The following is a 23,446-nucleotide window of genomic DNA, read 5'->3' as shown; positions in this document are numbered from 1 at the left end:
TCCGTGGATTCGGACGAACAGGTCGAGGTGTCCACTTTGGAGGCCTACGCGGACACGATCGTGCCGGGGGAGAAGCGTTTCCCCGGCGACCACGCCATCGCCGGCGCTTCGCCGGGGCCGGGCGCGGTCGCGGCGGGCGCGCTCGAACTGCTGCACACCGAGGCGACCGGGGTGACCGTCGGGCTGCCTTATCTGGCGCAGTCCCTCAACGACCACGCGAAGGTCTACGCGAAGGAACACGACGTCACGCTGGACGAATCGCTGCCGGCGTTCGTCGCGCTGTCCTTCGCGGACAGGACGGCGCTCGTGCGGTCGCTGACCGCGCCGGGACATCCGGAGAAGGACGGCTGGGTCAGCCTCGCCTTGTTCTGCAACATGTCCTTCGACAGCGCGGCGCACAAGCACACCGCCGAAGCCATCGCCGAGGGCCATCCCGGCCTGCTGGCGATGGGGTACACCGCGCCGGACGAAGACGGTCTGTGGCGGTTCCCGAAGTTCTCCTACCGCCGCGAGCTGGCCCGAGTCCACCCCGACACCACGCCTTCCGGGAGTCCCGCATGACCGCCTACGACAAGACCGACGTCGTCATCGTCGGCAGCGGGTTCGGTGGCTCCATCCCCGCCTACCACCTGGCCGCGGGCGGGGCGAAGGTCACCGTGCTGGAACGCGGGCCGTGGCTGGAGACGAAGGAGTTCGAGCACGACTATCTGCTCGGCTCGTCCTACACCCGGGCCTTCGATTTCGTCGTCGGCGACGGGATGAGCGTGCTCGGCGGGAACTGTGTCGGCGGCGGCAGCGTGGTGTACTTCGCCGCCATGCCCCGCGCGCCGAAGTTCGTGTTCGAACGACACGGCAGCATCGGCCGTCGCATGTGGCCTTCGGCGCTGACGCGTGACACCCTGGAACCCTGGTACGACCGCGTTTCGGAGTCGCTTCCGGTGTCCACACAGGACTGGAACGACGTCTCGTACGCGGGCGGGCTGTGGGCGGCGTTCTGCAACCACTCCGGCCGGACCGCCAACCCCGCGCCGGTCGCGGTCGACAACGACCGCTGCGTGAACTGCAACTTCATGATGGCGGGCTGCCGGTTCGACGCCAAACGCTCGCTGCTGACCAACTACCTGCCCGCGGCGCTCGCGCACGGCGCGAAGATCCGGCCACTGCACGAGGTGCAGCGGATCGAGCGGATCGACGACGGCGACTACCGCGTGCACTTCAACATCGTGGACGACGAGGACTACCGGCTCCAGTCCGGTAGCGGGACGATCGACGCGAAGATCGTCATCATCGCCGCGGGCGCCGGCGCGACACCGGTGATCCTGCAGCGTTCGGAGGTGGCGCTGGGCACCATGCCGCACGCCGTCGGCCGGTACTTCTCGGGCAACGGGGAGCGGCTCAACACCGCGATCATCAACGAGGAGCGCGTCCGCGAGGTGCTCGGGCTGTCCCGTGAAGACGGGAAGGTCTACGAGGCCAACCACATCGGCAAGGGCCCGACCGTCGCGAACTGGGACAAGCTCGACGGTTCGCTGCCGGAGTACGAGCGGTACTCGCTGGAGCAGCTGTACTTCCCGCCCGGGCTCGGCACGATTCTCGCGCAGGTGCCCGACGGCGACGAACCACGTTGGTTCGGGGTGCAGAAGAAGGAGATCCTCAAGAAGTGGGCCTCCTGGCTGACCATCTTCCTGATGACCGAGGACGACAACGAGGGCGTCTTCGGCGCGCCGCCGCCCACCGGCAACGCCTACCGCATCTCGCAGCAGATGCTCGGCCGTGGCCCGCTGAAGTACGACCCGACGCCGAACACCCGCCACGGCTGGGCGCTGGCCGACGCGGAGTGCAAGGAGATCCTCGAGAAGGACGGCCTGGCGAAGGTGGCGCCGTGGACCAACGACGTCGTCGGCGCGTACACCGTGCACCCGCTGGCGTCGTGCCGGATCGGTGACGACCCGGCGACCTCGGCGCTGCACCCGAACCACGAACTCCGCGATCACCCCGGGATCTTCGTGACCGACAGCGCTTCGGTACCGGGCGCGCTGACGGTGAACCCGGCGATGACGATCGCGGCGCTGGCCGAGCGTTCGGTGCCGGGGATCGTGCGGGCGTTGCAGGCTCGCGGTGTCGACGTCACCTACGGCGCCCCCGCTCCGGACGGTTCGATCACCGGGCGGCGGGCGGTCAGCAAGCTGTCGCTGGTGGCCGGGAGCTGAGCGTGGCACCCGTGCTGGTGAGGCTCGCGCTGCGGCGCGCGGTGCGTGAAGCCCGGTACGTCCGGCCGGTTCCCTTCGGCCGGGCGACCGGGCTCGTGCGCGACGTCTACGGACGGCTGGAACGCGATTTCGGGATGCTGGCCCCGCCGGTCGCGGTGCATTCGCCGTCGCCGCCGGTGCTCGCGGCGAGCTGGGTGATGCTGCGGGAATCGCTGGTGGCGGCGGGGGAGACGAGCCGGGCGGACCGGGAGATCGTCGCGACGCTGGTGTCGCGAGGGAACTCGTGTCCGTACTGTGTCGAGGTCCACGGGATGGCACTGGACTCGCTCGGGCGCTCTGCGGAGGCCGCGGCGATCGCCTCGGGGCGGCCCGTGACGGATCCTCTCGCGGGGCCGTTGTCCCCCGGCGCGCGGTCGGAGTTGACCGCGGTCGCGTTCACGTTCCACTACCTGAACCGGGTGGTGAGCGTTTTCCTCGGGCCGTCACCGCTGCCGTCGTCCGTGCCGGATTCGGCGCGGGCGAAGGCGATGGCCGTCTTGGGGCGGTTCCTTCGCCCGGTGACGGGGGCAGCGCCGGGGGAGTCGCTGGACCTGCTGCCGGTGGGCTCCCGGGATTTCGGCTGGGCCGCGGGAAATCCCGTGGTCGAGGACGCGTTCTCCCGCGCCGCGTCGGCGTTCGCCGCGTTGCCGGTGCCTTCGTCGGTGCGGGACGTCGTGGCGCGAGAACTGTCCACTTGGGATGGTGCGCCGCCGGGGTTGAGCCGGTCCTGGGTGGAGGCCTTCGACGATCCCGTGGTCCGCTTGGCCTTGGTGGTCGCGAAGGCGCCTTATCAGGTGGACGACGCTTTGGTGGCGGCGGCGGGGCTGGGTGACCGGGAACTGGTCGAGCTGGTGGGGTGGGTGGGTTTCACCGCCGCGGCGAACCTGACCTCACGCCGGACCGCCGACGAGGCCGGGGAACGTACGTAGCACGACGCAGTGCGCGAAGCCGCTTCCTGACCGATGACACCGCCCTCTCCCTTGCCGACACTGGCCAAGGGGAGGGAATCGTCATGGAGAACGGGAAAAGGATATCGGTGCGGCACGGATACGTGGTGGAGCGCTTCAGGCAGGGGGAAGGGCCGTCGGAGACGGTCGACGTGCTTCCCGGCGGGCGGATGGCGGGCCTCGCCCTGGGATATCGGGGCTATCGCACCGATCGGGGCGGCTCGGCGCTGCTGCGCGTCATTCCCGCGACCAGGGTCCTCCTGGACATCAGTCTGGAGGCGCCACCGCAGGTGCTCGGCTCGGGCCCGGTGCCCTCGGTCGCCCTGTTCGGGATGCGCACGGCACCGACCCGGCTCAGCCGGTCCGACGGCCTGGGCATCGTCGTGGAGCTGCCCCCGCACGTGGCCTACTCGGTGCTCGGGGCGGTGAACGACACCATGCTAGACGGGGCCGACCTGCTGGGCGGTCGAGCCGGAAACCTCGTGGAAGGCCTGGCGGCGGCGCCGGGCTGGCGGGAACGGATGGCGTTGCTCGACGACACGCTGGCCGCGTGGAGGGCGGCCGGCCCCGTCGCGTCGCCCCGGGTGGTGTGGGCGTGGCGACGGTTGTGCCGGACGGGCGGCCGCCTTCCGATCGGACGGCTGGCCGACGAGGTCGGCTGGACCCGCCGGAATCTGCTCACCCGGTTCCGTGCCCAGATCGGGGTGTCGCCCAAGGCCGCGGGGCGGGTCATCCGCTTCGACCGCGCCCTGCGCCTCCTGCGGCGAGAACCACCGCTTCCGCTGTCCGCGGTCGCCCAGATCGCGGGTTACAGTGACCAGCCGCATCTCACGCGAGAATTCCGCAGCCTCGCCGGTGGCACGCCCGCCGAGCTGGCCGGGCGTCGTTCCCATTCGTTCAAGACCGCCCGGGATTCTTCCGGCTAGAAACGGAAAGTCCGCTCGCCAGAGCGGAATCTCCGGGAACAGCGAGGAGGACGACATGCTCAAATCCATCGCGAAGCTGCTCGTGCTGACGGTGGCCGTCATCGGTGGCGCCATCGCCGTGCCGACGGCCGCCTCCGCTTCCCCCGCCGGCGGCGCGGGAATCCAGGCGTACACCGACTGTGGCCAGTGGCAGTTCGGCTTCTGGGACCATCCGTACGGTGGCGGCCCCGCCCGCTGCTGGGGCGGAACGATCAACTGCGGGGACTGGCTCGACCTGTACCACCTCCCGTATCCGTACGGCGGGAACTGGCGGGACCGGATCGAGTCCATTCAGAACAAGACGAGCGCCACCATGGGGCTCGACAACTGGAACTCCGCCACCCGGCGCTGGGACCGGCTGTGGACCTCGGTGCCGGGAAACTGGGGGAACCTGCCGGTGGGGATCCGTAACGCGACCGACCGGATCATCCGGGTCTGCTGACCCGGGACGACTGGGGGTATGGGCCTCCTTCCTTGCGCGAATGGCGAGGGAGGAGGCCTTTCACCGTCCCGGTCAACAACTTGAGAGAAGACTCCGCGTCCGCCCCCGGTTCATGCTTGACCGGACTGCGCGAACGGACGGCGGCCGCGTATCTGGGGACAGAGCCCGGCGCCGGGACCGGATTCCGTGACTTGAGTGGTTGAGAGCTAGGGGAGTGCGGTGGCATGAGCGTTGAGCGGATTTCGATTGTCGGTATCGGTCTCCGATATCCGGACGCCGGTTCCCCGGAAGAGCTGTGGGAGAACGTCCTCGCCGGCCGCCGGGCGTTCCGGAGGCTGCCCGACGAGCGGATGAACCGCGAGGACTACTACTCGCCCGACCCCAAGGCGCCGGACCGCTTCTACGCCCAGAAGGCCGCGGTCCTCCGCGACTACGAATTCGACCGGATCAAGTACAAGGTCGCGGGCAGCACGTTCCGCTCGACCGACACCACGCACTGGCTGGCCCTCGACGTCGCCGCGCAGGCGCTGGCCGACGCGGGCTTCCCCGAGGGCGAGGGGCTGCCGAAATCCGCCACCGGCGTGGTCATCGGCAACAGCCTCACCGGCGAGTTCTCCCGTGCCAACATCATGCGGCTGCGCTGGCCGTACGTGCGCCGCACGGTGGCGGCGGCGCTCGCCGAGCGCGGCTGGGCCGACGGCGACACCGCCGAGTTCCTCCACGATCTCGAGGCGCAGTACAAGGCCCCCTTCCCGGAGATCGACGAGGACACGCTCGCGGGCGGGCTGGCGAACACGATCGCCGGCCGGGTCTGCAACTTCTTCGACTTCGGCGGCGGCGGGTTCACTGTGGACGGTGCTTGCTCGTCGTCGCTGCTTTCCGTGGTCACGGCGGCGAACGCGCTTTCGGAGGGCGACCTCGACGTCGCCATCGCGGGCGGTGTCGACTTGTCGATCGACCCGTTCGAGGTGATCGGGTTCGCCAAGACCGGCGCGCTCGCCAAACGCGAGATGAAGGTCTACGACGCCGATTCCAACGGGTTCTGGCCCGGCGAGGGGTCCGGCATGCTCGTGCTGATGCGCGAGGAGGACGCGATCGCGCAGGGCAAACGGATCTACGCCACCATCGGCGGCTGGGGCGTCTCGTCCGACGGCAAGGGCGGCATCACCCGCCCCGAGGCCTCGGGGCACCGCCTCGCGCTCAAGCGGGCGTACGACAAGGCGGGGTACGGCGTCGAGACCGTTTCCTACTTCGAGGGCCACGGCACCGGGACCGCGCTGGGCGACGCCACCGAGATCGAGGCGCTCTCCACCGCCCGCCGCGACGCCGATCCGCTCGCCGAGCGGGCCGCGCTGAGCACGATCAAGGGCAATATCGGCCACACCAAGGCCGCGGCCGGGGTCGCCGGGCTGATCAAGGCGACCTTGGCGGTGTACCACCAGGTCATCCCGCCCGCGACCGGCCATTTCGAACCGCACGAGTCGCTGGTCGGCGACTCCGCGCGGATGTACGTGCCCGCCGAGGCCGGGTTGTGGCCCTCGGACCAGCCGGTCCGCGCCGGTGTCTCCGCGATGGGGTTCGGCGGCATCAACTCGCACGTCACCGTCACCGAAGCGCCGGGCGCGGCCCGTCGCAAGGAGCTCGACGAGCGGACCAGGTCGCTGGTCGCCGGACGGCAGGACAGCGAACTGCTGCTCCTCGACGCCGACGACGCCGCGTCGTTGCGCGGCAAGGTGACCGGCCTGCTGGAGGTCGTCCCGAAGCTCTCGTTCGCGGAACTCGCGGACCTCGCGGGCACGCTTTCGGCCGAGCTTTCCGGAAAACCGGTCCGGGCGGCGGTCGTCGCGGCCGGACCGGACGACGCCGAGCGCAAGCTGGCCAAACTCCTCGACCTTCTCGGTGAGGGGGAGCCGGAAGTCTTCTCCGCCAAGGAAGGCATCTTCGCCGGCTCCCGCTCCCAGTCCCCGAAGATCGGTTTCCTGTTCCCCGGCCAGGGTTCCGGGCAGGGCAGGGCCGGCGCGCTGCGCAAACGCTTCGCGCACGCCGACGACATCTACCGCGCCGCGAACCTGTCCACCGGCGCCGACCAGGTCGCCACCGACGTCGCGCAGCCGCGCATCGTCACCGGTTCGCTGGCCGGGCTGCGGGTCCTGAAGAGCCTCGGCATCGAGGCGGCCACGGTCACGGGCCACAGCCTCGGCGAGCTCACCGCCCTGCACTGGGGCGGCGCGCTCACCGAACGCGAAGTGCTCAAACTGGCCAAGATCCGCGGCAAGGTGATGGCGACCGCCAGCGACGGGGACGGGGCCATGGCGGCGATCGCGGCCACCCCGAGTGTCGCGGAGGGGCTCGCCGAGGGCGAAGAGGTCGTCATCGCGGGCTACAACGCGCCCGAGCAGACCGTCCTTTCCGGACCGGCGGAGGCGATCGACCGCGTGGTCGCCCGTGCCCGCGCGGAAGGGGTCACCGCGGCCCGCATCAACGTCTCGCACGCCTTCCACTCGCCCGCGGTCGTCCCGGCCGCCGAGGCGATGACCGAGGAACTCGCCGCGATCGACTTCGCGCGGCTCGACCGGCCTGTCGTCTCCACGGTGACCGGTGACGTCCTGCACGCCGCCGAAGACCTGCGCGATCTGCTGCGCGACCAGGTGGTCCTGCCGGTCCGCTTCCGTGAGGCGGCCGCGAAGGTCGCCGAGCGCAGCGACCTGGTGATCGAGGTCGGCCCCGGCCGCGTGCTCACCGGTCTGCTCGGCACCATCGCGCCCGGCACCCCGGTGCTTTCGATCGACACCGACAGCCTGACGCTCGCTCCGGTGCTGAAGGTCGCCGGTGCCGCGTTCGCGTTCGGCGCGCAGCTTGAGACGTCCGCGCTGTTCGACGGCCGGGTCGTGCGGGCCCTGCCCGCGGACGGCGAGTTCTCGTTCCTCGCCAGCCCGTGCGAGGCCGCGCCGTCCATCGGCGCCGTCCTGACCCGCGACCGGGTCGCCGAGCCCGCCGAGGCCGCCGCCGGAACGGCCTCGGAAAGCGGTGGCAGCAGCACCCTCGACCTGCTGCGCAAGCTCGCGTCCGAACGGGTCGAGCTGCCGCTCGAAGCGGTCACCGCCGACACGCATCCCCTCGACGATCTGCACCTTTCGTCGATCACCGTCGGCCAGCTGGTCAACGACGTGACCAGGGCGCTCGGCCGTCCGGCGCTGGAGGGCATGCCGAACTTCGCGACCGTGTGCCTCGGCGAACTCGCCGAGATGATCGACGAACTCGCGCAGACCGCCAAACCCGCCGACAGCAACCAGGCCGAGGTCGCCGGCGTCGGCCCGTGGGTCCGGCCGTTCGCGGTGGAGTACGTCGTCGCGCCGAAGCCGTCGCCCGATCTCGCCACGGGTATCTCCACCGCGGAGTGGACGGCGTTCGCCCCGGCCGGTCACCCACTGGCGGAGCCGCTGCGCGCGGCACTGGCCACGGCGGGCGTCGGCGACGGTGTCCTCCTCTGCCTGAACGCCGACAGCGCTTCCGGCGACGTCGGCCTGTTCCTGGACGCGGGCCGCGCGGTGCTGGCCGCGCCCAACGGCACGCGGTTCGTCGTGGTGCAGCACGGTCTCGGCGCCTCCGGGCTGGCGAAGACGCTCCGGCTGGAGGACCCGTCGGCCCGCACCACGATCGTCGACCTCGCCGACCTCGGCCCGGTCGACCCCGAAGCCCTCGAGGCCGCGGTGTCCACTGTGGTCACCGAGGTGGCGGCGACGACCGACTTCAGCGAAGTCCGCTACGACACCGCCGGAGTCCGCACGGTGCCGAAGCTCGCGGCGCTGACCCCGGCCGAGGCCGAAGGCACCCCGCTGGACACCGGCGACGTCCTGCTCGTCACGGGCGGCGGGAAGGGCATCACCGCCGAGAGCGCGTTGGCGCTGGCCAAGGATTCCGGCGCGAAGCTGGCACTGCTCGGCCGGAGCGACCCGGCCGACGACGCCGAACTGTCGGAGAACCTCGGCCGCATGGCGGCGGCGGGCATCACCTACCGCTACGAACGTGCCGACGTCACCGACGGACGGCAGGTGGCCGACGCGATCGGCCGGGTGCAGGCCGAATTCGGCCCGGTCACCGCGGTGCTGCACGGCGCGGGCCGCAACGAGCCCGCCGCGCTCTTCTCCTTGACCGAGGAGAGCTTCCGCAAGACGCTGGCACCGAAGATCGGCGGTCTCAACGCCGTCCTCGACGCCGTCGACAAGGACAAGATCAAGCTGCTGGTGACCTTCGGCAGCATCATCGGCCGGGCGGGCCTGCGCGGTGAGGCGCACTACGCCACGGCCAACGACTGGATGACCGAACTGACCGTGCGGTTCGGCCAGGAGCACCCCCGGGCCAAGGCGATCGCGCTCGAATGGTCGGTCTGGTCCGGCACCGGGATGGGCGAGAAGCTTGGTGTGGTCAGCGCGTTGATGCGCGACGGCATCACCCCCATCCCGACCGAGGAGGGCATCGAGATCCTCCGCCAGGTCGTCGGCGACCCGGCCGCACCGTCGGTACTGGTCGTCTGCGGCCGCACCGCCGGGCTGGCCACCCTGCCGGTGGAGAAGCGCGAACTCCCGCTGACCCGTTTCGTCGACCGCGCCGTCGTGCACTACCCGGGGGTCGAGCTGATCACCGAGGCCGACCTGTCCGCGGGCAGCGACCCGTATCTGGCCGACCACCTGCTCGACGGTCAGCTGCTGTTCCCGGCGGTGATCGGGATGGAGGCGATGACCCAGGTCGCCAAGGCCGCGCTGGCCGCGGAAACGCTGCCGGCGCCGGTGTTCTCCGACGTCGAGTTCCTGCGCCCGATCATCGTCTCGCCGGGCGGGTCGACCACGATCCGGCTCGCCGCGCTGGCCAGGGACGCCGAAACGGTGGACGTGGTGCTGCGCAGCGGGGAGACCGGCTTCAGCGCCGATCACTTCCGGGCCCGGCTGAGCTTCTCGCGGCCGGATCCGCTCGGCGACACCGTCGCCCGCGACGTCGCGCTGCCGCCGGTCCCGGTGGACCCGACGACCGAGCTCTACGGCACGGTTCTGTTCCAGGGCAAGCGATTCCAGCGGGTCACCGGATACCGGCGGGCCAGCGCGCGGCACGCGGTCGCGGAGATCGCGACCGGCGCCGAGGTCGACTGGTTCGCGCCGTTCCTCCCGCAGGAACAGCTCCTGGCCGACCCAGGCACCCGCGACGCGATGATGCACGCGATCCAGTGCTGTGTCCCGGACGCGACCCTGCTGCCGCAAGGGATCGAGCGGCTGTACCTCGCCGAGCCCGGCGAGCAGCACCCGGAGTACGTGCTCCTCGACGCGCGCGAGCGTTCGCAGGACGGTGACAGCTACGTCTACGACCTCGACGTCCGCAACCCCGACGGGAAGCTGGTCGAGCGGTGGGAAGGGCTGAAGCTGCGCGCGGTGCGCAAGCGGGACGGCGAAGGGCCTTGGGTCCCGTCGATGCTCGGGTCCTATTTGGAGCGTTCTGTCGAACGGCTGCTCGGCTCGTCCCGCGCGATCGTCGTCGAACCAGATCCGGTGGGCGTTTCCGTGGAGACCACACCGGAGCGGCGGGCACAGACGGCATTGGCCGCCGGTCGCGCGGTCGACGCGCCGCTCGAGATCCGCTACCGCCCGGACGGGAAACCGGAGGCCGACGGGGTCGAGGTGAGCGCGTCGCACAGCGCCGACCTCACCTTGGCCATCGCGGGTGCCGGCCGGATCGCGTGCGACGTCGAAACGGCGATCGAACGGACGCCGGAGGACTGGGCGGGCCTGCTCGGCGAGGATCTGCTCGCGGTGGGCGAACTGCTGGCCGCGGACGCCCGCGAGCCGCTTTCGGTGGCGCACACCAGGGTCTGGAGCGCGCTGGAATGCGTGCGCAAGACCGGGGACATGACGCAGGCGCTCACCGTGCACCGGGTCGACCCGGACGGCTGGGCGGTGCTTTCCCACGGCGGTGCCCGCATCGCCACCTGGGTGACGACCGTCAACGACCGGACCGATCCCGTCGTCTTCGCGGTGCTCCAGGGAGAGGAGAGCTGACATGGCCGACTACTACGAGATCCTCCACACGGTCGGATTCGAAGAGACCAACCTGGTGGGCAACGTCTACTACGTGAACTACGTGCGCTGGCAGGGCCGGTGCCGCGAGATGTTCCTGAAGGAGAAGGCGCCCGCGGTGCTCGAAGAGGTCCGCCACGACCTCAAGCTGTTCACGCTCAAGGTGGACTGCGAGTTCTACGCGGAGATCACCGCGTTCGACGAGCTGTCCATCCGGCTGCGGCTGGAGGAGCTGACCCAGACCCAGATCCAGTTCACCTTCGACTACGTCCACCTCACCGCGGAAGGCGAGCGGCTGGTGGCCCGGGGACGGCAGCGGATCGCGTGCATGCGCGGCCCGAACACGGCCACGGTGCCCAGCCGCGTGCCCGAACAGCTGCGTGAGGCACTGGCCCCGTACGCGGTCGACGGCAAGGGGGAATGACGTGGGCACGCTGGAGGAACCGTCGCGGCCGGTGCTGAAACGGCTGCCGGCACCCGTCGCCCGGCGCCGGTTGTCCGCGCAGGCCGGCCTGCGGGAGGTGATGGGCCAGTTCGCCACCGGGGTCACCGTGCTGACCGCCGGCGGCGAACGGGCACACGGGATGACCGCCAACGCCGTCACCTCCGTGTCACTGGAGCCGCCGATGGTGCTGTGCTGCGTTTCCCGCGCGGCCCGGATGCACGAGGCGATCGTGACGGCGGGCTCGTACGCGGTCACGGTGCTGGCGTCGGACCAGAAGGAACTGGCGAAGTACTTCGCGGACTGGCGCCGCCCGGCCGGCATCGCGCAGTTCGACTCGGTGGACTGGACGGCCGGGCCGCAGACCGGCGCCCCGCTGCTCGACGGGGCGCTGGCGTGGCTGGAATGCGAGCTGGCGGAGGTCTACGAAGGCGGTGACCACTCGATCTTCCTCGGCAAGGTGGTCGCCTCCAGCCGCGGCACCGCGCAGGACTCGCTCGTCTTCTACAGCGGCGGCTACCACCAGATCGACGGCCGCATCCGGGCATCCGCCTGACAGGGAGAGGAAATGTCATGACCACCAACGAATCCGCCACGCCCGCTCCGGCGCCCACCGCCGAACGGCCGCCGGTGGTGACCACGATGCCCCGCCTCGGACGGGGGGTGTGCTGGCGCGACATCGTGCGCGAGATCGAACTCGACGAGCTCGAGCGCGAGGCCCGTATGAGGGAGGCGGCGTGACCCTGCAGGGCGATCCGGGCGCCCAGCGCACGGAGGACTCCGAGGTGGTGCCGCTGCCGGAAGACCGGCTGCGGCGCTCCCGGATCCCGAGGGCGACCGACGGGCGGGTGATCCCGCTCGCCCGCGGTGCCGAGCCGGTGCATCCACCGGAACCGACGATGCCGTTGCTGCGCACCCAGCGCGACGAACTGCGCGAGCACATCGTCGACGGACGGCTCGACGGCGTCCGCCGTCAGCACTCGCTCGGCAAGCACACCGCGCGCGAACGGCTGGATCTGTTGCTGGACCCCGATTCCTTCACCGAGGTCGAGCTGTACCGGCGGCATCAGGCGAGCGGGCTCGGGCTGGCGGAGAACCGGCCGTACACCGACGGTGTGATCGCCGGCTCGGGCACCATCGACGGACGGCGCGTGTTCGTCTACGCGCAGGACTTCACCGTCTTCGGCGGTTCGCTCGGCGAGGCGCACGCGGCGAAGATCCAGAAGGTGATGGATCTGGCGATCGCCACCGGCTCGCCGCTGATCGGGCTCAACGACAGCGGGGGAGCGCGGATCCAGGAAGGGGTCATGGCGCTCAACGGCTACGGCGGCATCTTCCGCCGCCAGGTCGAGGCGTCCGGTGTCATCCCGCAGATCAGCGTGGTGCTGGGGCCGTGCGCGGGCGGGGCGGCGTATTCGCCCGCGCTCGCGGATTTCGTCTTCATGGTGCGCGACACCGCCCGCATGTACCTGACCGGGCCGGACGTCGTCGAGACCGTGACCGGGGAACGGGTCAGCCACGACGAACTGGGCGGCGCGGACGTGCACGGCGCGTCGTCCGGCGTGGCGACCGTGGTGCACGACGACGAGGAGACCTGCCTCGCCGACGTGCGGTACCTGGTCTCGCTGCTCCCCTCGAACTACCTGGACCCCGCGCCCCGCGAGCCGTCGCAGGACGCGGGCAAGGACCGGCGGCCGCGGTTCGCCGAACTCGTCCCGGTGGAGCCGAACAAGCCCTACGACATGCGTGACGTGTTCTCGGAACTGGCCGACGACGGCGAGTTCTTCGAACTGCACGAGCGGTGGGCGCAGAACGTGCTGTGCGCGCTCGCGCGGATCGACGGGCGCGTGGTCGGCCTGGTCGGCAACCAGCCGGTGGTGTTCGCCGGCGTGCTCGACGGCCCGGCTTCGCAGAAGGCGGCGCGATTCGTGCGGTTCTGCGACGCGTTCAGCATCCCGCTGGTGACCCTTGTGGACGTTCCGGGTTTCCTGCCGGGCGTCGAACAGGAGCATTCCGGGATCATCCGGCACGGCGCGCAGCTGCTGCACGCCTACTGCGAGGCGACCGTGCCGCGCGTGCAGGTCATCCTGCGCAAGGCGTACGGCGGCGCGTACATCGTGATGGACTCGCGGTCCATCGGGACCGACCTCTCGCTGGCGTGGCCCACCAACCAGATCGCCGTGATGGGCGCCGAGGGCGCGGTGAACGTGTTGTTCCGCAAGGATCTCGCCGTCGCACCCGATCCCGACGCCCTGCGCGCCCACCTGGTGGCCGAGTACACCGAGGAGTTCATGAACCCGCAGTACTCGGCCGAACGCGGCCTGGTCGACGACATCATCGACCCGGCGGACACCCGGTCCGCCGTCGCCAGAGCGCTGGACATGCTGCAGGACAAGCGAAAGGCGGCGCCTCAGCGCAAGCACGGCAACCACCCGATCTGAACGGGGGAACCCATGTCACCGTCCGGAATGGACAGTGTGCCGGTCTTCCGGGTCCTGCGGGGGGACCCGGAAGACGCCGACCTCGCGGCGCTCGTCGCCGTCTTCACCGCGCTGGCTTCGGCCGCGCCCCCGCCCGCGGCACCGGCCCGATCGGCCTGGTCGCCGCTCGTCGCGCCGACCTGGCGCACCTCCGCGCTGCGCTGAGCCGCGCGCGAAAACGGCCTCGCCGCGCGTTCCGTGCCGTCGTGCGTGGGCTGAAGGCTCCCTTCGTCGCGTCTGATGCGGCGAAGGGAGCCTTCGCCCGGTGGGCTACCGGCGTGATTGAAGACGTAACTCGCGTGATCAGGGACGTGACTCGCGTGACTGGAGGCCGCACTCGCGTGTTACGCCGCTGATCACGCGAGATCCGCCTTCAATCACGCGAGTTCCGGCTTCGATCACGTGAGTGGGATGGGCCGCCGAGACTCCTGCCACCCGAACAAGTCACCTGTCTCGCTTTCGGGGCGTGTCCTCACGCGAGCCGGCGCGCGGCCTCGGTCTCCCGCCGCGGCGGATACGTACTGTGGCGGGTGTGCACGGCGACGTAGAGGATCCCGCCGTCGACCACCGTCTCCAGCTCCGTCCGCTCCCCGGGCTCGAACGCGCCCCCGCAGGCCGCGCAGGTCCGTTGCCGCTCCGCCGCGCTCATTGCCGGTCCCGCTGCTCGGGGACCGCGGGGTCGGGCCACGACAGGCCGAGCAGGTCGACGTCGAGCTCGTCTTCGGCATAGATCTCATACGGGTCGAGACGTTCGGTCATGGCGCGCTCCTTGGGTTTCGGGGTACCACAAGGGCACTACCGGCACCCCGCCACCGGCGACTTTTCCTTTGCTCACCGCGCGCGCCCGGCATCCTCGATCGCGTCACGACCGGCTCCCGATCGGACGGGGTCATCCTTGGTTGTCAAGTGAGTCGTTCATCGAAGGCCGGGAGGAACGCCATGACGGCACAGGTGCGAATTTGGGTCGTGACCGATGATCTCGACCCGCGCGGGGCCGTCGAGGCCGACGTGACGGCGTTCGTCCCGGAGCCGAGGCCGGCCGCCGAAAACGATTTCCCGGCCGAGCACATCGTCCTCGGCTACAACTAGCTCACCCCCGTACGGACAGCACGGACGAAGAAGACCGCCGGATATCGCGCGCGCGAGAATGAAGATCGCCCGCGAACCGGCCAGACCACGAGGAGGCCTCCGGATGGCTATGCGCCTCCAGCTCACGTCGGGTTTGCAGGTGCTGGAAGAATGGGCGATCAATGCTCCGCAGGCCGACCGCAATGTTATCTACGAAGCGCTTTTCGCGGTAGCCGACGGATCCGCTTTTCTCATCTACGACATTTTCGGAGATGGCCGCGATCCGCACCAGTTCATCATTCTGGTGAAACATGATCTCGTCATCAGGATAGGGCTCAAAAGAACCGATTCCTCGTTCGAGATCGTCTACATCGGCGCACTGGAGCACGGCACACCGGCCGCGGCATGGGCCGACGACGTCGACGGCTCTTGAGCCGGTACCGCTGAACGGCCCAGTCCGCGCATCGGTACCGGCAGCCTTTCGTACCAGTGGATCATGTGTTCCTCACCTTGACATCGTCCAGTTCGGCGTGAAATTCTGCGAGTGTTTGCGGATGGGGAAATTCTGCCGGTCTGGAATTGCGGTTATCGAGGTCTGGAGGCATGAAAGATGTCATCTCCTGAATTCCCGGGATTGGATGTTTCCACACGGGTGCGCGCACGTGACATTCAGATGGCGGGCGTCGCCGACGTCCGCCGGAGGGTGCTGATGATCTCCGGTGCGATCGACACCACCGAGCACGACATCTCGGTCAGCGTCAATCTCCCCGAACCCGGCCGCTGGCAGGTGATCAAGTCCGAGACCAACCTGACCGACAAGACCTGGGTCGCGATGCAGGTCGTCACCGACGAGGACTCGACTTTCGTCAACGACGCCGACACCCTCGTGCTTTCCCGCCAGTTCTCGAAATCCTTCATGACGCCGGATCAGCGCCGTCTCACCTTCTACGACGGTGAGGTCCGGCCCGGCGAGGCCGTGCTGAAGGTGTACTCGCTCGACGCCGGCGGGCGGAAGCCGACCTATTCCTATTCCCGCTACAGCCCGATCGCCACCGACACCGCCGAGCAGTCCCAGCAGACCCTGGACGAACTGATCAGCAACGGGATGAAGCAGCGCCCCGTGATCGAGCTGATCGTCCCGGTGACCGTGATCGGCTGAGCACGCCGGTGATCACCTTCGTCCCGGAACCGCATCTGCTCGAATCGCCGCGCGGGCGGGAATGGCCGGTTCTCCCCGGTTCCCGTGCGGCGATCACCCCCGAGCCGCCGTCCGCCGCCGACGTCGTCATCGTCGGGGCGGGCCCGGCCGGGCTCGCCGTCGCCTCCGCCCTGTGGCACCACGGCGTCCGCGACCTCGTCCTCGTCGACCGCGACGGCCGTCCCTGCGGCCGGTTCTTCGACCGCGTCGACCTGCTCGGCCAGCGCGTGCTGCGGTCGCCGTACGAACACCACCCCGGCGTCGAGGGCTACCGCGACTGCGAACTGCTGGACTTCGCGCGGCTGCACTGGTCGGTGCTGACCCCGGTGGAGCGCCGGGAGATCCGCATGGCGCAGGCCGGGCATCGCTCGGTCGTCCCGGTCGACGTCTTCGAGGCCTACTGCCGCCATCTGGCCGCGAGCCACCACGTCACCGAACGGACCTGGCGCGGTTCGGTGCGCGAGGTGCTGCCGACCTCCGACGCGGTCACCGTGCGCGCCGACCGGTTCTCCGTCACCGCGCGCCACGTCGTGCTCTGCCTCGGCGAGGAGCGCCGGTCCGCCCCGGACACCTGGTGGGGTGGCGGCCATCCGCCGCGCGGAGTGACCTATTGGGACGAACCCGTGCCCGACGGCGGGAAGCGCCTCGCCGTCGTCGGCGCCGGACTCACCGCCGCGCACCTGATCTCCAACGGGCTCGCCCAAGGGCGCGAGGTGCACTGGGTGGTCCGTGAAGCCGGCGAACGCTACCAGTGCGCCGACGTCAACTCGTCGTTCTTCCGGCCCGAAGGCCGTGCCCGCTTCGACGGGGTGAGCTGGGCGGAGCGGCTCGAACTGATGGGCCGGTTCCGGCGCGCGTCGATCATGTTCGAGTTCCGGCCGATGCTCGAGGCGGCCGAAGCCGAAGGGCGGTTGATCGTGCATCGCGGCAAGGCGATCACGAAGGTGACGCCGGGCGTCGGGCTCCACCTCGAAGACGGTTCACGGGTTTCCGTGGACCACGCCGTACTGGCGCTCGGCACCACGCCGTCGATCGGAGACGGCCTGATGCCCGGCGAGGCGGTGCTCGATCGCGGCGGCTGGCCGCGGCTGGACGAGCGCACCTTCGCCTACACCGGCGCTCCCCGGGTCTTCGCCGTCGGCGCGGCCGCGGGGATGGCGCTGGGCCCGGCCGCCCGCAACATCGACGGCCACCGGGTCGCCACCGCCCGGGTCGCGGCGGCCGTCGCCGAGAACCTGCGCCGGGACACCCCGTCGCGGACGGCCACGAAGGACGTCGCCCGTGTCTGAGCCCTACGACTCCCGTTTCACCCTGCCGTCGATCGACGACGCACCCTCGACCGAGTCGGGGGTGATCCTGCTGGGCCTGGACGCCGAACGGCTGCTCGCCGGGGTCGGGCTGGCCCGGCTCGCCGACGAGCCCGCGCTGGTGGCCCTCGCCGTGGACCAGGCCCGGCACGAGGCGCTCGACCTCGGCCCGGGCGCGCTCGTCGAGGCCGGAATCGTTCGCTGGCGCGCGGTCCGCCCGTTGATCGAAGCAGGTCCGGAGATGACGGCGGCGGGTTCCCTGCGCCGAGAATGGGAACACGCCACCGCGCGGGTCACCGCCACGGTGACCGGGCTGGGGCCGGCATCGGTGGCGTGCCTCGCGGCCTGCTGGCTGCGTCGCGACGACGTCGACGACATGGTCGAGCTCGCCGGGCACCGGCGGGCGCCGGAAAACGGGAGCGATACACAGGATGTCCTATCTCGGGTCTTTGCCGACTGACGCCACACTGCTGCAGGTCTTCCAGAAGTTCCCCGCGCCCGCGTCGAAACTGCTGGAGCTCCACGAGCTCCTCATGCGGGCGCCGTCGCCCTTCGGCGCGGGGGAGCGGGAGCTGATCGCGGCCTACGTCTCCGGCGTCAACGATTGCCGGTACTGCCACGGGGTCCACACCGTCACCGCGGAGGCTTTCGGTGTGCCGGAAGGGCTTCTGGCCGCCGCGCTGGCCGATCTCGACTCCTCGCCCGTGGACGACCGGATGAAGCCCGTGCTGGCCTACGTGGGCAAGCTGACGCGCACTCCGGCACGCATGACCGACGCGGACGCCGAAGCGGTGTACGCGGCGGGCTGGGACGAGACCGCGCTGCACGACGCCGTCCTCGTGTGCGCCCTGTTCAACTTCATGAACCGGATGGTCGAGGGACTCGGGATCCGCGCCGACGCCGCCTACGCGAAGATCTCGGGCGTGCGGTTGAAGGAAGGCGGCTACGCCGGCCTCGCGACGTTGCTCGGAGACGCGTCCCGCTGACTGGGCCATTCGAGTGCGGGTAACCGGGTGATGACCACGAAGGGTCACCATGTCGCGCTGAGGTCGCACTGCCACTTTCCGTCGTCGAAATCGATGCCCGCTACTCCGTCCGGTGCCCATGATCGCGGAAACGGAGCAGGCGAAAGGCACCTTCCGGCGTAGGTGAAAAGCACATCCCCGCGATGATGCATGGCACTGGCCGCGTACCCGCCCTGAGCAGCACGATTTCCTCATCGAAGGAACACCACCGAACAGCCTGGGAGCCATCGATGATGAACACCGCGACCGACAACGTCCGCTCGCTCTTCGCCGTCCGGGGGATCGACACCGGGTTCGCCGGGAACGAGGTCGAGCTGGTGATCGACCGGTTCGACCACTGGACCAACCAGCACCGCAGTGAGGCATTCAGCTGTTTCACCGGCGCTTGTTGCACCGCTCCGCCGCTGGCCGAAGCGAGCTGAACGCACTCTTCCGGCCGTCACTCGCACCCCGAAGGCGAGTGGCGGCCGGTTTCGTGTGCGGGCACCTCCCGTCAGGTCGACGGAAAGTAGCCGACCGACTGCGGATTCCGTCGACAGGTGACCCTTCCGCCCGGCCGGCCCCGGCCGACTCACCACCCGAACGGGGGAACGCGTTCCGTGCGGGCGTGTTTATGTTGGGGGACATGGGGGTGTGCGTGAGGGGACGGCGCCATGGTGATCAGAGTTCTCGTGGCCGAAGACATGCACATCGTCCGCGGGGCGCTCGTGGCGCTGCTGCGGCTGGAACCGGATATCGAAGTGGTGTCCGAGGTGGCGTCGGGTGACGAGATCCTCCCCGCCGCGCGGGGCTCCCGCACCCAGGTCGCGATCATCGACATCGACCTCCCCGGCAAGGACGGGCTCACCGCGGCCACCGAACTCCACGAGCAGCTCCCGGAGGTCAGGACCCTGATCCTGACCAGCCTCGGCAGGCCCGGCACGCTCCGCCGGGCACTGGCGGCCAAAGTGAGCGGCTTCCTGCTGAAGGACGCCCCCGCGGAGAAACTCGCCAACGCCGTGCGCGGGGTGGCTGCCGGGCGGAGGATGGTCGACGGCGATCTGGCCCTCGCCGCCTGGGACACCGTCGAATGCCCGCTGACGCCGCGGGAGATCGACGTCCTGCGGCTGACCGCCGAAGGCCGCGACACCCTGGAGGTCGCGGCGAAGGCCTTTCTCTCCACCGGAACCGTTCGCAACTACCTGACCACCATCGTGTCGAAGCTCAACGCGCGCAACCGGGTCGACGCGATCCGCATCGCCAAAGAATCCGGCTGGATCTAGACGGGCACCACGGCACGCAACCGGAATCGCCCGTCGGGCTCCACACCGGCGGTCAGCTCCCCGCCGAGCCCGGCGACGCGGTCGGACATGTTCGTGATGCCGCTGCCCGGGGCCTCCACCCGCACCGGCTGCTCCGGTTTCGGCGGCCGCCCGTTCACCACGCCGTCGTTGACGATGTCGAGCGCGACGCCGTCGCCGGTCCGCCGCACGGCGATCTCGCAGCGTTCGACCTTGCTGTGCCGCAACACGTTCGTCACGCCCTCGCGCAGCACCACGGCCAGCACGGTCCGCACCGTCGTCGGCAGGTCCTCGTGCTCGATCTCCAGCCGCACCTGGACGTCGGCGGCCACCAGCACCGCCTGCGCCGACCGCGACTCCTGATCCAGCGACAGTTCGCGGTAGCCGCTCGCCACCGACCGGACGTCGGTCAGCGCCTGCCGCGTCAGCCCGAGGATCTCCAGCAGCTCGGCGGAGGCGCGATCGGTGTCGATGTCCATGATCCGGGTGGTCAGCTCGCTCTTCAGCGCGATCGCCGACAGGCTCATCCCCAGCAGGTCGTGCAGGTCGCGGGCGAACCGCAGCCGCTCCTCCGCGACCGCGACCTCGGCGAGGCGTTTCCTGGTCTCGCCCAGTTCGGTCACCAGCCGGATCAGCCAGATCAGCCCGAACACCATCAGCCCGGTGTTCAGGATGGACGCGAAAGTGTAGAAGCCGCCGAGGAAGTCGGTGCCGTAGGCGATCCGGATCAGCACCACGCCGGCGGCGGTCACCGCGAACGCCGTCCAGCCGGCCAGCGGCGGCAGCACCAGCAGCGCGGTGCCGGCGAACAGGCTGGGCAGGCTCACCCACGCGCTCCCGAGCGGGATCAGCGGCAGGAAGATCAGGCAGGCCTGCACGAACAGCAGCGCGTAGCTCTGCCGCGAGCGCAACCGGACGTTCGGGCGGGCGAAGTAGGACAGCTGCAGCGTGGTCAGCGCGGTGAGGTAGCCGGCGATGAGGGCCAGGGACCAGCCGTCGTCGGTCAGCATGAACGCCCGTGCCATCGCGGAGAGGCTGAAGACGATGAAGACCACCGTCATCGTCCACTGGACGTTCCTGGCGTCGATCCGGGACCAGTGCCCGGAACCCTCGGCCAGCGCCGTCTCGGTGGGCTCGGCCTGTTCGGGCACCGGGAGTTCGGCGTGCAGCCGCCACCGGCCCGCCGCGTCGGGGCCCGCGCTCAGCTTCCCGCCGTGCCCGGCGACCTCCTCGGTCACCTCGCGCAGGCTCTCGGCCGTCTCCTGGGGGACGTCGTCGTGCGCCGTCCCGTCGTGGACGATCTCCAGCGCGACCCGGCCGCCGCTCTCGCGCACGGTGATCTCGCAGTGCTCGACGCCGGTGTAGCGGAGCACGTTCGTGACACCCTCGCGGAGCACCTTCGCCAGCAGGGTGCGCAGCTTCACCGGGAGCTCGACCTGTTCGAGGTCGACCCGCACCGCGACGTTCGACGCCGAGAGCAGCGACACCGCGGTCCGGGACTCCTTGTCGAGCGACAGCTCCCGGTAGCCCCTGGCCACCGACCGCACGTCGGACAGCGTCCGCTGCGCGATCCCGGTGATCTCGGCGAGCTCCTCACGCGCCCGGTCCAGCGACTTGCGCAGCAGCCGGTGCACCAGTTCGCCCTTGAGCGCGATCGCGGACAGGCTGAGGCCGAGCAGGTCGTGCAGGTCCCTCGCGAAGGCCAGCCGCTGTTCGGCCACGGCCCGCCTCGCCAGCTCGGTCCTGGCCTGGTGCAGTTCGGTCACCAGCCGCGCGAGCCAGGTCAGCAGGTACACGACCAGGGCGTAGAAGACGGCGGTGACGCTGTCGAACATCGCGCCGAGCCAGGTCTCGTCGTAGGTCCACAGGATCCAGATCGTGCCCGCCATGAACACGGTGAACACCGTCCAGCCCGTCCGCGGCCGGAACAGCAGCAGCGCGCTGCCCGCCGCGAGGGTGGTCAGCGAGCTCAGCGCCGCGTCGAAGTGCAGGGTCGGCAAATACGCCAGGCACGCCTGCACCACCAGCATGGCCTTCGCGAGCCTGGTGTCGAGCCGGACCGCCGGACGGCTGAAGTACAGCAGCTGGATCGCCAGCACGGGCCCGACGTACAGCACGGCCAGCAGGCCCTGCCAGAAGTCCACCCCCGGCCGGAACAAGACCGCGAGGAGACCGAACAGGCAGGAGTTGACGAAGACGACGGTGATGATCAGGCCGGCGAGGAACAGTGCCCGGCGCGGGCGCCGGTCGACCCCGGCGGTACCCAGAGGTTCGGCGGTCACGGCGAGCTGATCCGGCACGGGCACCCCAGTGGTAACAGAAGACGTCTTGATCCTTGTCGTGCTGCCCCCTTGCGACGGCCGGGGCCGTCGCACGACCTCCGTCGCGGTGTGATTCGGATCCTAACCCATCTTCGTTACCCCGGTTCCCGCTTCCGTGGCGGGGAGGAGGATGATCAAGGAGAAGTTTTCCCGTCCGGGGCAGGGAAAATCGCCATGGTCACCCGTGCGGGTGTGGGGCGTTCGGACCACACCGGGGATCGCGGAACACGCCACGATGGAAGACGTGGGTTCCACTTTGTACGCCACGCGGGGCGCGCGGGCACCGGTGGCCCTAAGCTCTGCGCATGGCCAGGTATTTCGACGTACATCCGGAAAATCCGCAACGGCGCGCGATCGGACAGGTCGTCGACATCCTGCGCGAGGACGGGCTCATCGCGTACCCGACGGACTCCTGTTTCGCCCTCGGCTGCCAGCTGGGGAACAAACAGGGCATCGACCGCATCCGGAGCATCCGCAAACTCGACGACCGCCACCATTTCACCCTGGTGTGCCAGGACTTCGCCCAGCTGGGCCAGTTCGTGCACGTGGACAACGCGGTCTTCCGCGCGGTCAAGGCGTCCACACCGGGCAGCTACACGTTCATCCTCCCGGCCACCAAGGAGGTGCCGCGCCGGCTGCTGCACGCCAAGAAGAAGACCGTCGGTGTGCGCATCCCCGACCACGTGGTCACCCAGGCACTGCTCGGCGAACTCGGCGAGCCGCTGCTGTCGAGCACGCTGCTGCTGCCCGACCAGGAGGAGCCGATGACCCAGGGCTGGGACATCAAGGAACATCTGGAGCACGTGGTGGACGCGGTGATCGACTCCGGCGACTGCGGGGTCGAGCCCACCACGGTCATCGATTTCTCGTCGGGCGAGCCGGAGATCGTGCGCCGGGGCGCCGGTGACACCGCACGCTTCGAATGACGCGTGGGACCGGCGTCCCGGTCCCACGCGCCCGCGGTTCAGTGCGTGACGAGCCCTTCGGCCTTGGACGGGGCCGAGGGGATGTGGAACAGCCGCGTGAACAGCTCCAGCATGGCCGGCTCGCCCTTGATGGCCACCGCGCCGCAGGTGAGCGCGCTCGCGGCGTCCATCTCGCCGTTCAGCAGCTTCAGCACGACGGGGCCGCGCGGCTCGATGACGAGGTCGGGGTTCGGGTGCGGGCCCTCCCCGGCGGTCATGGCGCCGTCCTCGACCACCGCGTGCACGATCATCTGATCGCCGTAGTGCAACTCGAACGCGCAGTCGATGCCGCGGGCCGCGTCGGGCTGGAACGTGGTGTAGAGCGACAGGATGGCCGCGTCGAGGGTGAACAGGTCGTCGGCGGCCGGGTCGGTGAGCGAACGGGCGCCCCACAGGCCCAGCTGCAGCAGGATCTGGTCGAGGTCGTTGCCGTATTCGGTCAGCTCGTAGACCACCCCGGCGTCGAGCTGCGAGAGCACCCGGCGCTGGACGACGCCGTGCCGCTCGAGTTCGTTGAGCCGGGTCGACAGGATGCTGGTCGGGATCTTCGGCAGGCCGTGCTGGAGCTCGTCGAAGCGCTTCGGCCCGAGCACGAGGTCGCGGATCACGAGCAGGGACCAGCGTTCCCCGATGATCTCGAGCGCGCGGGCGAGGCCGCAGAACTGGCCATAGGTACGAGCGGTCATGCTTGACTC

At 70.1% G+C, this 23,446-nt stretch carries 23 protein-coding genes; 20 read left to right on the top strand and 3 right to left on the bottom strand.

Annotated elements, in window-relative coordinates:
* The first annotated feature begins 3 nt into the window (after positions 1–3).
* The 11 genes from DMC61_RS38750 (at position 4) to DMC61_RS38705 (ending at position 13,752) form a co-directional block, all read left to right on the top strand.
* Positions 4–561, top strand: a complete 558-nt coding sequence (locus tag DMC61_RS38750) for a DUF5987 family protein (protein WP_063272893.1) — start codon at positions 4–6, stop codon at positions 559–561.
* Positions 558–2,210: a GMC family oxidoreductase N-terminal domain-containing protein gene (locus tag DMC61_RS38745; protein WP_125695440.1), complete on the top strand. Its 1,653-nt coding sequence runs from the start codon at positions 558–560 to the stop codon at positions 2,208–2,210. The genes DMC61_RS38750 and DMC61_RS38745 overlap by 4 nt, the downstream gene beginning before the upstream one ends.
* A gap of 2 nt (positions 2,211–2,212) precedes the next feature.
* Positions 2,213–3,178: a carboxymuconolactone decarboxylase family protein gene (locus DMC61_RS38740; protein ID WP_125695439.1), complete on the top strand. Its 966-nt coding sequence runs from the start codon at positions 2,213–2,215 to the stop codon at positions 3,176–3,178.
* Positions 3,179–3,303: 125 nt separating this feature from the next.
* On the top strand, positions 3,304–4,122 hold the full coding sequence (locus DMC61_RS38735; RefSeq protein ID WP_158634167.1) for a helix-turn-helix domain-containing protein: 819 nt from the start codon (positions 3,304–3,306) through the stop codon (positions 4,120–4,122).
* 55 nt (positions 4,123–4,177) lie between these two features.
* On the top strand, positions 4,178–4,603 hold the full coding sequence (locus DMC61_RS38730; protein WP_125695437.1) for a hypothetical protein: 426 nt from the start codon (positions 4,178–4,180) through the stop codon (positions 4,601–4,603).
* A gap of 224 nt (positions 4,604–4,827) precedes the next feature.
* Positions 4,828–10,647 carry a type I polyketide synthase gene (locus tag DMC61_RS38725; RefSeq protein ID WP_125695436.1) on the top strand — a complete coding sequence of 1,940 codons (5,820 nt, stop codon included), beginning with the start codon at positions 4,828–4,830 and terminating at the stop codon, positions 10,645–10,647.
* Between the two features lies 1 nt (position 10,648).
* The gene (locus DMC61_RS38720) at positions 10,649–11,089 is read left to right on the top strand and encodes a thioesterase family protein (protein WP_005154182.1); all 441 of its coding nucleotides are present in this window, start codon (positions 10,649–10,651) and stop codon (positions 11,087–11,089) included.
* A gap of 1 nt (position 11,090) precedes the next feature.
* Positions 11,091–11,663 (top strand): flavin reductase family protein, encoded by a 573-nt coding sequence (locus DMC61_RS38715; RefSeq protein WP_125695435.1) that lies wholly within the window; start codon positions 11,091–11,093, stop codon positions 11,661–11,663.
* Positions 11,664–11,680: 17 nt separating this feature from the next.
* Positions 11,681–11,848 (top strand): DUF6222 family protein, encoded by a 168-nt coding sequence (locus DMC61_RS41545; protein ID WP_167337763.1) that lies wholly within the window; start codon positions 11,681–11,683, stop codon positions 11,846–11,848.
* Positions 11,845–13,548: an acyl-CoA carboxylase subunit beta gene (locus DMC61_RS38710; protein WP_125695434.1), complete on the top strand. Its 1,704-nt coding sequence runs from the start codon at positions 11,845–11,847 to the stop codon at positions 13,546–13,548. Before DMC61_RS41545 ends, DMC61_RS38710 begins: the two co-directional genes overlap by 4 nt.
* 12 nt (positions 13,549–13,560) lie before the next feature.
* A complete protein-coding gene (locus tag DMC61_RS38705; RefSeq protein ID WP_125695433.1) occupies positions 13,561–13,752 on the top strand; it encodes an acyl-CoA carboxylase subunit epsilon in 192 nt (63 codons plus the stop codon).
* Positions 13,753–14,059: 307 nt separating this feature from the next.
* On the opposite strand, the gene DMC61_RS41540 is transcribed toward DMC61_RS38705, so the two are convergent.
* Positions 14,060–14,236, bottom strand: coding sequence for a hypothetical protein (locus DMC61_RS41540; RefSeq protein WP_016332235.1), 177 nt, complete (start codon positions 14,234–14,236; stop codon positions 14,060–14,062).
* Between the two features lie 290 nt (positions 14,237–14,526).
* On the opposite strand from DMC61_RS41540, the gene DMC61_RS41535 reads away from it, so the two are divergent.
* The 8 genes from DMC61_RS41535 to DMC61_RS38670 all read left to right on the top strand — a co-directional run bounded on the left by DMC61_RS41535 (position 14,527) and on the right by DMC61_RS38670 (position 19,447).
* The gene (locus DMC61_RS41535) at positions 14,527–14,676 is read left to right on the top strand and encodes a hypothetical protein (protein ID WP_199750208.1); all 150 of its coding nucleotides are present in this window, start codon (positions 14,527–14,529) and stop codon (positions 14,674–14,676) included.
* A 103-nt stretch (positions 14,677–14,779) separates the two neighbouring features.
* On the top strand, positions 14,780–15,088 hold the full coding sequence (locus DMC61_RS38700; protein ID WP_016332236.1) for a DUF6235 family protein: 309 nt from the start codon (positions 14,780–14,782) through the stop codon (positions 15,086–15,088).
* A 240-nt stretch (positions 15,089–15,328) separates the two neighbouring features.
* On the top strand, positions 15,329–15,814 hold the full coding sequence (locus DMC61_RS38695; protein ID WP_016332237.1) for a DUF6423 family protein: 486 nt from the start codon (positions 15,329–15,331) through the stop codon (positions 15,812–15,814).
* An 8-nt stretch (positions 15,815–15,822) separates the two neighbouring features.
* Entirely contained in the window at positions 15,823–17,142 is a 1,320-nt protein-coding gene (locus tag DMC61_RS38690; RefSeq protein WP_125695432.1) for an FAD-dependent oxidoreductase, read from the top strand.
* Positions 17,135–17,620 carry a DUF6187 family protein gene (locus tag DMC61_RS38685; RefSeq protein ID WP_125695431.1) on the top strand — a complete coding sequence of 162 codons (486 nt, stop codon included), beginning with the start codon at positions 17,135–17,137 and terminating at the stop codon, positions 17,618–17,620. Before DMC61_RS38690 ends, DMC61_RS38685 begins: the two co-directional genes overlap by 8 nt.
* A complete protein-coding gene (locus DMC61_RS38680; RefSeq protein ID WP_125695430.1) occupies positions 17,592–18,146 on the top strand; it encodes a carboxymuconolactone decarboxylase family protein in 555 nt (184 codons plus the stop codon). Before DMC61_RS38685 ends, DMC61_RS38680 begins: the two co-directional genes overlap by 29 nt.
* A 269-nt stretch (positions 18,147–18,415) precedes the next feature.
* Positions 18,416–18,607: a hypothetical protein gene (locus DMC61_RS38675; RefSeq protein ID WP_016332241.1), complete on the top strand. Its 192-nt coding sequence runs from the start codon at positions 18,416–18,418 to the stop codon at positions 18,605–18,607.
* A 231-nt stretch (positions 18,608–18,838) separates the two neighbouring features.
* The gene (locus DMC61_RS38670) at positions 18,839–19,447 is read left to right on the top strand and encodes a DNA-binding response regulator (protein ID WP_083715723.1); all 609 of its coding nucleotides are present in this window, start codon (positions 18,839–18,841) and stop codon (positions 19,445–19,447) included.
* Here the strand turns inward: DMC61_RS38670 and DMC61_RS38665 are convergent.
* On the bottom strand, positions 19,444–21,765 hold the full coding sequence (locus DMC61_RS38665; protein ID WP_125695429.1) for a sensor histidine kinase: 2,322 nt from the start codon (positions 21,763–21,765) through the stop codon (positions 19,444–19,446). The genes DMC61_RS38670 and DMC61_RS38665 overlap by 4 nt on opposite strands.
* A 326-nt stretch (positions 21,766–22,091) precedes the next feature.
* On the opposite strand from DMC61_RS38665, the gene DMC61_RS38660 reads away from it, so the two are divergent.
* Positions 22,092–22,712: an L-threonylcarbamoyladenylate synthase gene (locus DMC61_RS38660; protein ID WP_125695428.1), complete on the top strand. Its 621-nt coding sequence runs from the start codon at positions 22,092–22,094 to the stop codon at positions 22,710–22,712.
* A gap of 38 nt (positions 22,713–22,750) precedes the next feature.
* Here DMC61_RS38660 and DMC61_RS38655 read toward each other — a convergent pair whose 3' ends face one another.
* Positions 22,751–23,437: a helix-turn-helix domain-containing protein gene (locus DMC61_RS38655; protein WP_016332244.1), complete on the bottom strand. Its 687-nt coding sequence runs from the start codon at positions 23,435–23,437 to the stop codon at positions 22,751–22,753.
* Positions 23,438–23,446 lie beyond the last annotated feature (9 nt).

The sequence above is a fragment of the Amycolatopsis sp. WAC 04169 genome (genome assembly GCF_003947535.1).
In the GTDB taxonomy this organism is placed as follows: Bacteria; Actinomycetota; Actinomycetes; order Mycobacteriales; family Pseudonocardiaceae; genus Amycolatopsis; species Amycolatopsis keratiniphila.
Note: the sequence above shows the minus strand (reverse complement) of the source record. Positions and strands in the feature narration are given on the sequence as shown.

Bases quoted from the DNA above. Each gene is read 5' to 3' on its own strand.
- DMC61_RS38700 (WP_016332236.1), top strand. From the start codon at position 14,780: ATGGCTATGCGCCTCCAGCTCACGTCGGGTTTGCAGGTGCTGGAAGAA.
- DMC61_RS38730 (WP_125695437.1), top strand. From the start codon at position 4,178: ATGCTCAAATCCATCGCGAAGCTGCTCGTGCTGACGGTGGCCGTCATC.
- DMC61_RS38745 (WP_125695440.1), top strand. From the start codon at position 558: ATGACCGCCTACGACAAGACCGACGTCGTCATCGTCGGCAGCGGGTTC.
- DMC61_RS38680 (WP_125695430.1), top strand. From the start codon at position 17,592: ATGTCCTATCTCGGGTCTTTGCCGACTGACGCCACACTGCTGCAGGTC.
- DMC61_RS38725 (WP_125695436.1), top strand. From the start codon at position 4,828: ATGAGCGTTGAGCGGATTTCGATTGTCGGTATCGGTCTCCGATATCCG.
- DMC61_RS38705 (WP_125695433.1), top strand. From the start codon at position 13,561: ATGTCACCGTCCGGAATGGACAGTGTGCCGGTCTTCCGGGTCCTGCGG.
- DMC61_RS41540 (WP_016332235.1), bottom strand. From the start codon at position 14,236: ATGAGCGCGGCGGAGCGGCAACGGACCTGCGCGGCCTGCGGGGGCGCG.
- DMC61_RS38670 (WP_083715723.1), top strand. From the start codon at position 18,839: ATGGTGATCAGAGTTCTCGTGGCCGAAGACATGCACATCGTCCGCGGG.
- DMC61_RS38660 (WP_125695428.1), top strand. From the start codon at position 22,092: ATGGCCAGGTATTTCGACGTACATCCGGAAAATCCGCAACGGCGCGCG.
- DMC61_RS38720 (WP_005154182.1), top strand. From the start codon at position 10,649: ATGGCCGACTACTACGAGATCCTCCACACGGTCGGATTCGAAGAGACC.
- DMC61_RS38695 (WP_016332237.1), top strand. From the start codon at position 15,329: ATGGCGGGCGTCGCCGACGTCCGCCGGAGGGTGCTGATGATCTCCGGT.
- DMC61_RS41545 (WP_167337763.1), top strand. From the start codon at position 11,681: ATGACCACCAACGAATCCGCCACGCCCGCTCCGGCGCCCACCGCCGAA.
- DMC61_RS41535 (WP_199750208.1), top strand. From the start codon at position 14,527: ATGACGGCACAGGTGCGAATTTGGGTCGTGACCGATGATCTCGACCCG.
- DMC61_RS38675 (WP_016332241.1), top strand. From the start codon at position 18,416: ATGATGAACACCGCGACCGACAACGTCCGCTCGCTCTTCGCCGTCCGG.
- DMC61_RS38655 (WP_016332244.1), bottom strand. From the start codon at position 23,437: ATGACCGCTCGTACCTATGGCCAGTTCTGCGGCCTCGCCCGCGCGCTC.